We start from the raw sequence: 14863 nt of genomic DNA on the forward strand, positions 1-14863 counted from the left end.
AAAAAACGATGATGTTAACAACTTGTAGTGATTTAAGAGAGTTGTATAATCAAATTCAACATTTAGAGGCAACATCAGTTATTCACTTTAATTTTTGGGTTACTGTTATTTTGTCAGTGATTTTTTTGTTTTTTTATCGCCGATTTAATAGTACGAATTCGATATGGAAGTGTTTATTAGTCACGAGTTTTGTTTTTTATGTTTTAAATGTCATTCGGTTAGTTTTCTTTCCGATTCCAATTAATCCAAATTATATTGAGATTTTAAAGCGAGAGTCTGAATGTGGAATTTTACTTGAAAGACGGCATAATTTTGAATTATTCGATTTTATGAAATGGGGAAATCTATTTCATATTACAACGGTCGGGAATTTTTTGTTGTTAATGCCATTGAGTTTTTATTTTCCGATTCTATTTAAAAAGCATAAGTGGAATTTAGTAAATATAACACTAATTGGTTTTATGACCTCTTTATGTATAGAATCTTTGCAATTAACGTACGACTTAGTAACTGGATATGCTTATCGAGGATTTAATGTCGATGATTTAATGGTAAACACACTGGGGGTTTTTTGGGGATATCTTATTTATATTGTCTTAAAATTGATTTGGTGTGTTATTAACAAAATTAAGAGAATATTTCTTTACGTTGAATGAGGCGATTATAGATATAATCGCTTTTTTACTAGCTTAAATTATGAAAATAAAAATCATTATTTACATTTTTACAATAAAATACAAAAAAGGTGTAAATTTTCTGTGGAAAATCATTGACTTTTATAGGTATAGACCTTATATTTAAGTAGTAAATTGAATCTTTTCTCTCGTATATCATCGGAAATATGGTCCGAAAGTCTCTACCTACTCACCGTAAATGAGTAGACTACGGGTTTTATCAGTTATTAAGAAAATAGGCCAATTATTTTTTTGATTTCTGATTTACCATAAGTAGGGACTTTCAGCATTTTTAGCTGGAAGTCCCTTTTGTTTTTTAGGTAAGTATTACGGGGGAGGACATTCTATCTTTGTTCATTGGAGTAGGAAATTAGATAGATCCGTGATACTTACCTTTTTAATTTACGAGCCGAGAGAAGGAGAAGAATTGGGAGGAGTACCGACATGAACAAATTCTTCAAATTAGAAGAACGTGGCACAACTGTTTCAAAAGAATTTATTGCCGGAGTTACAACATTCTTATCAATGGCGTACATTATTTTCGTTAATCCAAATACACTTGGAGCTGCGGGAATGGATACAGGCGCTGTCTTTACAGCAACAATTTTAGCAGCATCTATTGGAACATTAATTATGGGATTATTCGCTAACTTCCCAGTAGCACTTGCTCCAGGGATGGGAATGAATGCATTCTTCTCTTATACCGTTGTTTTAATGATGGGATATAGCTGGCAACAAGCTTTAGCAGGTATCTTTATCTCAGGAATTTTATTCATTATTTTATCAGCAACTGGGTTACGTGAATTAATTATTAATAGTATTCCAACATCGTTAAAACATGCTGTTGGAACAGGAATCGGATTTTTCATTGCTTTTTTAGGATTCCAAAATTCAGGAATCATCGTTAATAACGATGCAACATTAGTTGGAATCGGAGATTTCACAGATCCAAATGTATTAATTACAGTAATTGGATTAGTTGTAACGTTAATTTTATTAGTTCGTAAAACACCAGCAGCTATCTTTATTGGTATGATTGTGACAGCTGTTGTCGGAATGATTTTAGGTGTGGTTGAATTACCAACGCAAATTATTGCATCAGTTCCTTCTTTAAAACCAACATTTGGTGCATTATTTGAAGCCTTACCAAGTATTTTCACAGTAGAAATGATTCCAGTTATTTTCTCATTCTTATTCGTCGATTTCTTTGATACGGCGGGAACTTTAATGGCTGTTGGAGCACGTGCAGGTTTAGTAGATGAAAAAGGTCATTTAGTAGATGGAGATAAAGCATTACTTGCCGATTCAACTGCTACTGTTGTTGGTGCCGTTTTAGGAACATCTTCAACAACTTCTTTCGTTGAATCATTAACAGGAGTTGAAGCGGGTGGACGTACTGGATTAACTTCAGTCTTTACTGCATTATGTTTCTTAATTATGTTATTCTGCTCAGGCTTATTATCAGTTGTTACTTCAGCTGTAACAGCACCAGCCTTAATTGTTGTAGGTATTTTAATGGCTTCTTCTTTAGGTGATATTGAGTGGAAAAACATCGAGACATCAATTCCAGCATTCGTAACTATTATTATGATGGTACTTGGATATTCAATCGCTGAAGGGATTGCATCAGGGTTCTTATTATATCCAATCATGATGGTAGCAGCACGTCGTTCTAAAGAAGTTCATCCAGTTATGTGGGGATTAGCAGTTATTTTCCTATTACATTTCATCATGCAGTAAGTAACTTATAGTAGAAAAAATGAACATTTTGTCATAATGAGGGTGACAAAAGTTCATTTTTTACTATATAATCTTAAATAAGAAATTTTTAGGCGGTCATCCTATAAAATATCGAAGCAAAAAACAAACTAGTAAAAAGAGGTGAAGGACATATGCAACATGATGAGGTTATTGTATTAGACTTTGGTAGTCAATATAATCAGTTAATTACTCGCCGTATTCGTGAATTCGGAGTATATAGTGAATTAAAATCACATAAGTTAACGGCAGCAGAAATCAAGCAAATGCCAAATGTTAAAGGAATTATCTTCAGTGGAAGTCCTAATAGTGTCACACAAGAAGGTGCATTTACAGTTGATCCTGAAATCTTTAACTTAGGATTACCGATTTTAGGGATTTGCTACGGAATGCAATTAACAACTCATATGCACGGTGGAGTAGTAGAACGTGCTGAACAACGTGAGTATGGAAAAGCAGAAATCACAATTAAAAATGTGAATAAATTATATCAAGATATGCCACAAGAACAAGTGGTATGGATGAGTCATGGTTATCATGTAACAAAGTTACCAGAAGGATTTGTTGTTGATGCTAGCAGCGATTCATGTCCAATTGCAGCAGCTTCAAATGAAGAACGTAACATTTATTTAGTTCAATTCCATCCTGAAGTACAACACTCAGTGTATGGTTCACAAATTTTAAAGAACTTTATCTTTAATGTTTGTGGTGCAGAGGCTAACTGGTCAATGAAAAACTTCATTGATGAGCAAGTAGAAAAAATCCGCGCTCAAGTTGGATCTGAAAATGTATTATGTGCCTTAAGTGGTGGGGTTGATTCATCTGTTGTTGCAGCATTAATTCACCGTGCTATCGGAGATCAATTAACATGTATGTTCGTTGATCATGGATTACTTCGTAAAGGAGAAGCGGAAAGTGTTGTTGAAACATTTGATGGAAAATTCAATATGAACTTCATCAAAATTGATGCACAAGAACGTTTCTTAAATAAATTAAAAGGTGTTTCTGATCCTGAGCAAAAACGTAAAATTATTGGTAATGAGTTTGTTTATTGCTTTGATGAAGAATCTGCTAAATTAAAAGACATGAAGTTCTTAGCACAAGGAACTCTTTATACAGATATTATTGAATCTGGTACTGATACAGCTCAAACAATTAAATCACACCATAACGTAGGGGGATTACCTGAAGATATGGAGTTCGAATTAATTGAACCGCTGAACACTTTATTCAAAGATGAAGTTCGTCAATTAGGACTTGAGCTTGGATTACCAGAAGAAATTGTCTTCCGTCAACCATTCCCTGGACCTGGTCTTGGAATTCGTGTTTTAGGTGAAGTGACAGAAGAGAAATTAGAAATCGTTCGTGAGTCAGATTTCATTTTACGTGAAGAAATCAAAAAAGCAGGACTTGAACGCGATGTATGGCAATATTTCACTGCGTTACCTAACATTAAATCAGTTGGGGTAATGGGAGATGAGCGTACATATGACCATACGGTTGTTGTTCGTGCCGTAACGTCAATTGATGGTATGACTTCAGATTGGGCACGTATCCCATTTGATGTTTTACAAAAAATCTCTGTTCGTATCGTAAACGAAGTCGCACACGTTAACCGCGTAGTGTATGACATTACATCTAAACCGCCTGCAACAATTGAGTGGGAATAATATTAGAAAGCTTGGAGAACCTTTATTTTAAAGTTTTTCCAAGCTTTTTTTATAAGGAATAAATAATAAATTAAGAAGTAAAGAATCAATTTTAAGTACATAAATTTATAAAGAAGGAGAGGAGTTGAAGTTGTAAATGAGTGAAAAAGAAATAGTCATCGCTTTTTTTATTGAAGGGTATGTGAAGAAGAATTATGAGTATGTCTTAAAAATTTTAAGTGAAGATTATATTGATCATAGTCCAGCGTCAGCTAGAAGTAATCATGATGCAGTTAATATTTTAAAAATTATTGCTAACATATTTGATAATCTTAAGATAGAAATACTAGACGTTTTTGCAGAAAATGAACAGGTGGCAACGAGAGTTCGGTACGAGGCTAAACATATTGGCGAGTATATGGGAATTAGTGCAACACATAAAACAATCAGCTTTGAAGTATTGGAAAACTTTAAAGTTGTTAATGGTAAAATTGTTGAATCGTGGGGGTATTGGCCTGATAAAGAGATTGAAGTTCTACTATTAGAAGAGCAAATTTAGTTATTTAAAGGATATGCAAAGTTGATAGTTGATAAAAGGGTTTAAATAGCGTATAAAGAAGAAGGAGATGTCTATCAGGGAAAAAAGAATACCAAACGTCATCTACCTTAATGATTGAAGAAATAAAGAAATTTGAAAATGTGGTAGATTCTTATGTTAGTGAAGAGAAGCCTGTTAAAGAAACAATAGATTAACGAAAAGCTCCTTATTATAGGGAGCTTTTTCTTATTTTGAAAAATTTAATTTTCACTATTGCGTTAGAGTTTACTTCAGGTGTTATACTCTCTTTCAGATGGATATTAAAGTTAAGAATAGGTGATACTTTCTTTGTAGAGGGTTCAAAGTAAAATAGGATAAGACAGGGATGTAAATCATTTTTTATTAACTAAATCCTTCGAGATTGAGGAAAACATAAAGGAGGAAATTAAATGGAGTTAAATATTTTAAATCGTATAAATTCCCCGAAAGATTTAAAGGCGCTTAATCAGGAAGACTTACCATTATTAGCGGATGAAATTAGACAAGTTATTATAGAAAAGGTGAGTCAAACAGGCGGGCATTTTGGTCCGAATCTAGGAATGGTAGAGGCAACGATTGCAATGCATTATGTTTTTAATTCACCTGTGGATAAAATTGTATATGATGTCTCACATCAATGTTACCCACATAAAATTTTAACAGGAAGAAAACATGGATTTATTGATCCTGAGCAATTTGCATCAATTACAGGATATAGCTCACCTAAAGAAAGTGAACATGATTTCTTTACAGTAGGTCATACCTCGACTTCTATTAGTTTGGCGTGCGGTCTTGCCAAAGCGCGCGATGTTAAAGGTGAAAAAGAAAATATTATTGCAGTTATTGGAGATGGTTCGTTAAGTGGTGGTGAAGCCTATGAAGGTTTAAATAATGCTGCTGCCTCAGGTAAAAATATGATTATCTTAGTAAATGATAATGATATGTCGATTGCTGTCAACCATGGTGGTTTATATAAAAACTTAGCTGAACTTCGTCAATCGAATGGAACCTGTGAAAATAACTTCTTTAAATCACTTGGATTTGATTATCGCTTTGTTCCAAATGGTCATGATATTGATGCTTTAATTAATGTATTCTCAGAAGTAAAAGATACCGAGAAACCTGTTGTCATTCATATGTATACGGTCAAAGGAAAAGGATATAAACCATCAGAATCAAATAAAGAAGGTTTCCATTATGTAGGACCGTTTAATTTAGAGACGGGGAAACAACTTTACAGTTTCAATGGTGAAAACTATGGTCAAATTATAGATAATTTCTTATGTGAGAAAGCTAAAACAGATGAAAAAGTCATTGCGATTACAGCTGGAACACCAGGGGTTGTAGGATTAAATAAGTTTAGATATGAATTCCCTGAACAATTTATGGATGTTGGAATTGCAGAAGAACATGCCGTTGCGCTAGCATCAGGATTAGCCTCTCAAGGTGCAAAACCTGTTCTTGGTCTTTACAGCTCATTCATTCAACGAACATATGACCAATTGTCTCAAGATTTAGCCATCAATAATAATCCTGCGCTGATTTTAGTATTTGGTAGCGGAATTTCTTCGGCTGATGTTACTCATTTAGGTGTATTTGATATTGCGCTTGTCTCAAATATTCCAAATATCGTTTATCTAGCTCCTACGACTAAGGAAGAATATCTAGCCATGGTAGAATGGGGACTTGAACAAAATGAGCATCCGGTTGTGGTGCGAGTACCTGGAGGTCCTGTTATTTCGACAAAAGAAGAGGTTGCACCTAACTTCAGTCAACTAAATTGTTATCAAAAAATGAATGATGGAAGCAAGGTTGCTATTTTAGCATTAGGCTCATTTTATACATTAGGTCAAAACGTTCAAGAAAAGTTAAAATCTATAACAGGTATCGAGGCAACGTTAATCAATCCTCGTTTTGCTAGTGGAATTGACGAAGCTTTACTGACACAATTATTAGCTAATCATCAGATAATCGTGACACTAGAAGACGGTGTTCTTGATGGTGGATTTGGTGAAAAAATCTCAAGATTCTACGCGGATAAAGAGATCAAAGTTTTAAATTACGGTGCAACAAAAGAATTTACGGATCGTGAGGATATTAACCTATTATATGAACGATACCGCCTAAGAGAAGATTTGATTGTAGAAGATATTAAAAGACTGTTATAAAAGAAATTAGTATGTACGCTATAGGATAGACAATGTAAAAAGTCTATTCCATAGCGTACATTTTTTAGTTTTAAATACAGTAAAATAACGAGTTATTCTTGAATTTTTACACTTTCAACAATACGTTATATGGCAGTACTATTAAGATGATTCTAATATTTTATAAGGGGAGATTACTTTGGATCACAGATTGGACATGTATACTAGTATAGTTCCCAATCATCGTCAGCTCATCATTCAGGAAATGAAATACTATGCCTTCATTCATTACGGTATCAACACGTTTACGGATAAAGAATGGGGAAATGGCAGGGAGGAAGAAAGTTTATTTAATCCTAAAAATCAAGATACGGATCAGTGGTGTCGTGCGATTGCTGATGCGGGAATGAAAGGGATTATCTTAACTTGCAAGCACCATGATGGATTTTGTTTGTGGCCAACCCAAACAACAGAGCACTCAATTAAAAATAGTCCTTATAAAAACGGTGAGGGAGATGTGGTACAGGAGGTTGCGAATAGCTGTAAAAAATATGGACTTAAATTCGGGGTTTATCTTTCTCCGTGGGATAGAAATGCAGATTGTTATGGAACTCCTGAGTATAATGATTTTTATATCAAACAGTTAACAGAACTATTAACTAATTACGGTGAAATATTTATGCTTTGGTTAGATGGTGCATGTGGTGCCAAAGAAGATGGTAAGCCAGTTCAAAAATATGATTTTGAACGTATTTGGACTACAGCAATTGAATTACAACCTGATATTGTGATGTCCGGTTGTGCTCCTGATGTTCGTTGGATAGGGAATGAAAGTGGAAAAACTCGTGAAAGTGAATGGAATGTCGTTCCAAAATTTCAATATGAACAACAGAATTTTGTAGCAAATTGTCAGACAGACCATGATATGAAGAAATTTCAACAGCGTTGCCAAGATATTATGTTGCCTGATATGGGATCACGTGAATTCTTAAGTCATTTTGATGAATTTATGTGGTATCCTGCTGAGGTAGATGTTTCAATTCGTGAAGGATGGTTTTATCACTTAACGCAAAGTCCTAAGTCGCTTCATCATCTGATGAAAATCTATTATAATTCTGCCGGGAATAACTCGCTTATGCTATTGAACATTCCTCCTGATAAAAATGGTTTGCTTGATGAGAGGGATATTGAACGTTTGCGTGAAATGGGACAGTGGATAAAAAAAGAAGATGACTTAGTAATAGATAATGTGAAGATTGAACGTTCTACTGATGGCTTTAACATAAAAATGACCTTTGAAAAGCAGTCTGTTGACCGTATACGGATTTCAGAAGATACAACAAAATCTCAGCGAGTTGAGCGTTTTTTTATTTATTCCGATAAAAATAAAATATATGAGGGGACAATCATTGGTTTTTCAAAAATTGCAATTTTTGAGCCAATAGTTACGGATAATCTAATAATCAAAATCCTCGAATGCCGTAAAGAGCCATATATTGAAAAAATAGAGGTTGTTGCAACAGGTTCATACCGTGTTAAGTAAGTGAGTGGAGTGAAAATAATAAAAAGCTTAGATTACCTATGTGAGGTTTTCTAAGCTTTTTTGTCTTTATTTTAAGTATGCTTTTAAAATATCTCCGACCATTGAAACAACGCCTAGTGTCCCAAGACCGTTTTGAACATCTTCAACGACAACGGCTATTGATATTTTTGAGTTATCTAAGTCAGTTGCAACGAACCATCCATTTTCACTTCCAGTTTCACCTTGAGATTGTTTGATTTCAGCTGTACCTGTTTTTCCAGCAAGTTTTACACCATCGATTTTAGCTAGATGACCGGTTCCATCACTATCTTCAACAGCTGCAGAAAAGACGTCTTGTAGAATCGTTAAATGATCAGTTGAAACAATAGATTCTTTTAAGATTGTAGGAGTTGTTGAGTCATTTAATACCAAGTTTGGATTCATGATATTTCCGTTATTTGATAGCATACTGTAAGCGAGTGCCATGTTTAAAGTTGTAACCATCACTTGTCCTTGTCCATAACCACTATCGGCAAGCAAGATATCGCTACTTAGTGCTCCACTATTAGAGACTTGACTTGTGTTAAGGGGATAACCAATATTTAATTCTGTTCCGATTGTAAACTTTTCTGCTCCTTTAATGAAGGCATCACTTCCAATAGCTAGTGCATTCATGGCGAAGTAGATATTGTCTGAATATTTAACAGCTTCTTTTAAACTTACTTGCGTTTGCCCGTTGATACGGTGAATTTTGTAATTTCCCCAAGAACTTTCTTTTTGCCACTCTGAGCCTTCAATTGTTTTGATTTCCTGAGGATCAAGAGTTCCATTTTCAAGCCCAGTTGCCGCAGTAATTAATTTAAATGTAGATCCAGGTGAGTAGAGGGTAGTGAAGCGATTGGCTTCATCTGCATAATTAATGGCTTCTCGACGTTGTTTCTCACTGTTTGTCATGTAAGTCGTATAACGATTTGAGTTGTAAGAAGGTGAGCTAACTAAAGCTAAAATTTCTCCTGTTGTTGGATCAACAGCTGTGGCTGAACCTTTCTCACCATTCATTGTTTCATAAATTTTTACCTGTAAATTTGGATCAATTGAAAGTTTGATATCAGATCCATTTCGAGCTTCTGTTAAAGCAATGGTTTCGATATTTGTTCCATCTCGTTCAATATAAACTTCCATTCCATCAATTCCACGTAACGTTTCTTCATAAACTTGTTCAAGTCCTGCTTTTCCAATTAAAGAATTTCTTGTATAAATGCCTTCTTCGTCCGCTTCTAATTGTTCAGCTGTAATTTCACCAATATACCCTAATAATCGGCCAAACGCCTCTTCATTTTTATAGATTCGACCTTGGGTATTTCGAATTAAAATTCCTTCATGTTCTCGATTACTTAAAAATTGTATAAGTGAAGTTCCAGGAAGAACCGTAACAATTGGAACAAAGTAATCAGGATTTGAGTTTTCGTCTAGTTTTTTTATAATGGTATCTTCGTCAATATCGAGTAGGGTAGCAAGCTCTGAAATTTTACTTTCTCGATTATTATCGTCAAACTCAGCAGGATGAATTCCGATGATTTTTAATGTTCCATCAGATGCTAACGCTTCACCGTTTCGATCTAAAATACTCCCGCGCGTTGAACTTTTCGTCACGACGCGAACTTTATCACCACTTTCCATCATCGGAAAGATTAAGGCTTCAGACCATAAAATTTTTAATTCCCCATTTTCTTTGATATATGGAAGTTCATAGTCAGATGACGAGAAGTTTCCAGCTACGGTATCCATTGTTAGTGAGAAGGGGATTACTTCATTTTCAGTATCGATTTCTCCCATCTCAGTTTTTAAGTTGCTAGCCTCAATTCCAGAATAGATATTATTATATCTTGTGACAAACTCTTCTTGGGTGATGGCAGCCTGTGATTCACTACTCAGTAAAAGATATAACCCTTCAAAATCTTTGTTTACCAACTTTTCATCAAAGCTTGAGAATAGTAAATCAACTTCATTTGATGAACAGCCAGCTAGTATTGTAACAAACAGTAATACGATTGCTAATACCTTTTTCATTTCAATCCCTCTTTTCATCCTTATTATGGAAATCATATCATTATATTTGTTATGAGCATAGGAATAGTACCTTAGACAAAAAATATTTAAATATAAAAAAAAAGTAAAACGTTTTTCTATAAGAAAGTGAATTAATCAGGAATAATTTTTGAAATTTTATAATACATCTGTATAGACAGTAAGATAGATTCTTAGATTTTAAGAATCGAGCTTAGTATATAGGACTTGTTGATACTAAGGATAGTAGTAGCATAAGATATAAATTTTAAATGGGGAGGAATTTGAATAATGAGTGAACAAAAGATGGAATGGACTAATGAAGAAATTGATGTTCATGTCGATGAGTTAGTTCAAAAGGCACTAGTAGCTTTAGAAAAATTTGAATCTTTCAATCAAGAAACTGTGGATTATATTGTAGCGAAATGTTCAGTTGCAGGGCTTGATCAACATGGTGTGTTAGCTGAAGCAGCTGTTAAAGAAACTGGGCGTGGAGTTTTTGAAGATAAGGCAGTTAAAAACTTATTTGCCTGTGAGTATGTAACGAGCAACCTCCGTCATTTAAAAACAGTGGGGATTATTAGTGAAGATCCGCTAACTGGAATTACTGAAATTGCAGAACCTGTCGGAGTGATTTGTGGAATTATTCCAACAACAAATCCAACGTCTACGGTTATTTTTAAATCATTAATTGCATTAAAAACACGAAATCCAATTATTTTCTCATTCCATCCATCTGCTTATGAATGTTCTGTTCAAGCAGCGACTGTCATCCGTGATGCGGCGATTGCTGCTGGAGCACCTGAGGATTGTATTCAATGGTTAGGAATGCGTTCAATGTACGCTACATCTGCATTGATGAATCATAAAGGAATTGCAACGATTTTAGCAACAGGTGGTAACGCGATGGTTAAAGCCGCCTATTCATGTGGAAAACCAGCACTTGGGGTAGGGGCAGGAAATGTGCCAGCCTATGTTGAGAAAACTTGTGTATTAAAACGTGCAGTCAATGATATCGTGTTATCTAAGTCATTTGATAATGGAATGATTTGTGCTTCTGAGCAAGCAGCCATTGTTGATGAAGAAATTTATCAAGATTTTAAAGATGAAATGTGCCGTTTTAAAGTTTATTTTGCTAATGAAGAAGAGAAAGCAAAATTAGAAAATTATATGTTTGGATGCACGGCTTATAGTGATCATGTAAATGATGCTCACTTAAATCCTGCTGTAGTTGGTAAACCTGTGACATGGATTGCACAGCAAGCTGGATTTGTTGTGCCTGAAGATACTCAAATTATTTGTGCTGAGTGCCAAGAAGTAGGACCTAACGAGCCTTTAACACGCGAAAAGTTATCCCCAGTTTTAGCGGTGTTAAAAGCGACGTCTACGGAAGATGGAATCGAAAAATCGGCAGCAATGGTTGAATTTAACGGGCTTGGACATTCAGCTGCGATTCATACGCAAGATCATGATATTACAGTTCAATTTGGATTAAAATGTAAAGCTATTCGTGTGATTGAAAATGCACCATCGACATTTGGTGGGATTGGTTCAGTATATAATGCGTTCATTCCTTCTTTGACTTTAGGGTGCGGATCTTATGGGCACAATTCGGTCTCTAACAACGTGAGTGCAATTAACTTGCTAAATATTAAACGCATCGGGCGCCGTAACAATAATATGCAATGGGTAAAGCTTCCTCCTAAAGTTTATTTTGAAAAAAATTCAATTAAATATTTAAGAGATATGAAGGAAATGGAAAAAGCCATGATTATCACGGATAGAGGAATGTATAATCTTGGTTACGTTGCAAAAATTGAAGATGTGATTAGAAGACGTCGTAATAAAGTTGATTTAGAATTATTCTTTGATGTAGAACCAGATCCAAGTATCGACACAGTTAATGAAGGTGTTGAATTAATGAGAAAATTCCAACCTGATACGATTATCGCATTAGGTGGAGGATCTTCAATGGATGCTGCAAAAGTTATGTGGCTAATGTATGAACATCCTGAAGTAAACTTTGATGATATTAAACAAAAATTCATGGATATTAGAAAACGTGCCTTTAAATTCCCAGAGCTCGGTAAAAAAGCAAGCTTAATTTGTATCCCAACGACATCTGGAACGGGATCTGAAGTAACTCCATTTGCGGTTATTACAGACAAAGCGGCTAATAAAAAATATCCATTAACGGACTATTCATTAACGCCAACTGTTGCCATTGTTGATCCAGAATTCGCAATGAGTATGCCAGCATCGATTGCTTCTGATACGGGAATTGATGTTTTAACACATGCGATTGAAGCATATGTTTCAATTTTAGCGTCTGATTTTACAGATGGATTAGCAAAACAAGCTGTTAAATTAGTGTTCGATTATTTAGAACGTTCAGTTAAGAATGGAAAAAATGATCCTGAAGCACGAGAAAAAATGCATAATGCTGGAACGATTGCAGGGATGGCATTTGCCAACGCATTCCTTGGAATGAATCACTCATTAGCCCACAAAATCGGTGGAGAATGGCACGTTCCTCATGGACGTACAAACGGAATCTTATTACCACACGTAATCCGCTATAACGGAACGATTCCAACAAAATTAAATATCTGGCCAAAAATTGAAAATTATAAAGCAGATATTAAATACATGGAGTTAGCTCAATTAATTGGATTAAATCCAAAAACTCCAGCTGAAGGGGTAGAGATGTTTGCAGATGCCTGCGAAGAGTTATGTAAAAAAGTTGGAGTTCCTTGTAATATTAAATCTCAAGGAATTGATGCTGATGCTTGGGAAGAATCAGTACATCGTATGGCAATGAATGCTTACGAGGACCAATGTACACCAGCTAATCCAAGAATGCCAATGGTACATGATATGGAAGCTATTTTACGTACAATCTATGACTATGAAAGCAAATTTTAATAATAAAAAAGAGCCAACCGGCTCTTTTTTTTATGAATAAGTTTTTGTTATGATAAAATAAACATTAAAAGTGGGATTATTATACTAATCTAACTTTTAATGTTTATTTCACCTAAGTGTTGCGATAATATAGATAGGTTAAATTTTAAGGATGTGGGCTATGAATAATATATGGTTAGATTTATATGAAGAAATTAATAAATTTAAAAAATTAAAACCGTGGGAAGTGTTATCTCCGGATACGATGATTATAATTGAAGATGAGATTACAGGTCAATGTAATTATTGTGTAGTATGTGGTCAAGAAGGGATACATTATGGATTAAATGTTTATTTAGGAGAAAAAGGTTTAGTCAATTATTTAGATTTAATTATGGCTGATGAATGTAATTATAATGAAGCCCAAATTTTTAAAACAACATTTAGTCAACAAGGTTTTATGTTAAGCTTTGAAGATCGAGGAGATTTAATCAAGGAAGACTATGAGTTTATCAAATCTCTTGGATTAAGCTACCGCGGAAAAAAACAATGGCCAATTCTAAGAAGATGGTATCCGGGTTCTCGTCCATGGTTATTTGAAGATGACAATGATGCCCAAATTTTAACACGTCTTATAGATAAGTTAGTAGAGGTAATTGAATCCATCCAAATTAATAAAGTAATAGTTGATGAAAATAATTTTATTATTTCGATAAATGGTGAAATTCAATGTGTACCAGCTGAAGATATTTTAAATGATAAGAAGCATCGCCCTTATGAAACAAAATATCAAAATGATTTAAAACTTCATCGTATTAAAAAACTCAAAAAGATGAATAAATCTTTGGAAATATTACAATTAATGCTCCCTGAAGAAACGTGGGATGATGATCAAAATAGAGCTATATTTCCGATGCTTACAGTTCTTTCTGATATAGATAGTGGATATGTATTTAATCCTCAGCTTGAAGTAGATTATTATAAATCATATGAAAATTTAAGTGAACATCTAGCTAATTTAATGTTAAATGAGTTAAATTATCGCCCAAATGAGATTATTGTGAGCGAAGGATTTGTAGAAGATAGTATTCTTGATTTTTGCAAGAAAGCAGGAATTATCTGTGAAGTCGGACCAACATTTGTAGGTGAAGAATTTGTAAATACAATGCTTGGTATGAAATCAGAAGAACATGATGATTTACATGATGAAGAAGAGATATCAGATGAACTTGACGAATTCATTGAAGAGTATGTTATTACGATAATGAAATCTTTAATAGAGTATCAACTACTGCATCCGAGTCGTATTGGAATCACAGGACAAGTTCTGACAATGGCTTTTAGTACGTTAGTATTAACTAAAGAAGAAGGTCCGATGGAGTGGACTGAAGCGGGGTTATCGGAAACCCTTAACTCAAAAATATTAGAACATTTATTACTTGAAATTAATCCGAATTTAAATGCGAAACAAGAAATTAAACAAATTTTAACTGATTATGCAACCTTATTAAATCGAACAGGTAAAAAACAGCAAGGATTGGTTGTAAGTAGTGCATTAAAATCTT

General features: G+C 34.3%; 9 protein-coding genes and 1 riboswitch. Of the genes, 8 read left to right on the plus strand and 1 reads right to left on the minus strand.

Going from position 1 to position 14863, the window contains the following annotated elements:
• Positions 1-8: 8 nt before the first annotated feature.
• From HMPREF9402_RS06420 to HMPREF9402_RS06445, 6 genes are all read left to right on the plus strand, one after another.
• Positions 9-656 carry a VanZ family protein gene (locus tag HMPREF9402_RS06420; RefSeq protein ID WP_006783697.1) on the plus strand — a complete coding sequence of 216 codons (648 nt, stop codon included), beginning with the start codon at positions 9-11 and terminating at the stop codon, positions 654-656.
• 147 nt (positions 657-803) lie between these two features.
• A riboswitch (purine riboswitch) is annotated at positions 804-905 on the plus strand.
• Positions 906-1118: 213 nt separating this feature from the next.
• Positions 1119-2414, plus strand: a complete 1296-nt coding sequence (locus tag HMPREF9402_RS06425) for an NCS2 family permease (RefSeq protein ID WP_006783698.1) — start codon at positions 1119-1121, stop codon at positions 2412-2414.
• A 152-nt stretch (positions 2415-2566) separates the two neighbouring features.
• Entirely contained in the window at positions 2567-4102 is a 1536-nt protein-coding gene (gene guaA, locus HMPREF9402_RS06430; protein ID WP_009606881.1) for a glutamine-hydrolyzing GMP synthase, read from the plus strand.
• A 136-nt stretch (positions 4103-4238) separates the two neighbouring features.
• Positions 4239-4640, plus strand: coding sequence for an ester cyclase (locus tag HMPREF9402_RS06435; RefSeq protein WP_009606889.1), 402 nt, complete (start codon positions 4239-4241; stop codon positions 4638-4640).
• A 428-nt stretch (positions 4641-5068) separates the two neighbouring features.
• Positions 5069-6826 carry a 1-deoxy-D-xylulose-5-phosphate synthase gene (locus HMPREF9402_RS06440; protein ID WP_009606891.1) on the plus strand — a complete coding sequence of 586 codons (1758 nt, stop codon included), beginning with the start codon at positions 5069-5071 and terminating at the stop codon, positions 6824-6826.
• A 178-nt stretch (positions 6827-7004) separates the two neighbouring features.
• Entirely contained in the window at positions 7005-8348 is a 1344-nt protein-coding gene (locus HMPREF9402_RS06445; RefSeq protein WP_229040128.1) for an alpha-L-fucosidase, read from the plus strand.
• A 66-nt stretch (positions 8349-8414) separates the two neighbouring features.
• On the opposite strand, the gene HMPREF9402_RS06450 is transcribed toward HMPREF9402_RS06445, so the two are convergent.
• Positions 8415-10397, minus strand: a complete 1983-nt coding sequence (locus HMPREF9402_RS06450; RefSeq protein WP_139058188.1) for a penicillin-binding transpeptidase domain-containing protein — start codon at positions 10395-10397, stop codon at positions 8415-8417.
• A 288-nt stretch (positions 10398-10685) separates the two neighbouring features.
• On the opposite strand from HMPREF9402_RS06450, the gene adhE reads away from it, so the two are divergent.
• Both adhE and HMPREF9402_RS06460 read left to right on the plus strand, forming a co-directional pair.
• The gene (gene adhE, locus HMPREF9402_RS06455; protein WP_006783704.1) at positions 10686-13319 is read left to right on the plus strand and encodes a bifunctional acetaldehyde-CoA/alcohol dehydrogenase; all 2634 of its coding nucleotides are present in this window, start codon (positions 10686-10688) and stop codon (positions 13317-13319) included.
• A 160-nt stretch (positions 13320-13479) separates the two neighbouring features.
• A partial coding sequence (locus tag HMPREF9402_RS06460) for a DUF7309 domain-containing protein (RefSeq protein WP_009606883.1) occupies positions 13480-14863 on the plus strand: 1384 nt, incomplete at its 3' end.

This window comes from Turicibacter sp. HGF1 (assembly GCF_000191865.1).
Classification (GTDB): Bacteria; Bacillota_I; Bacilli_A; order MOL361; family Turicibacteraceae; genus Turicibacter; species Turicibacter sanguinis.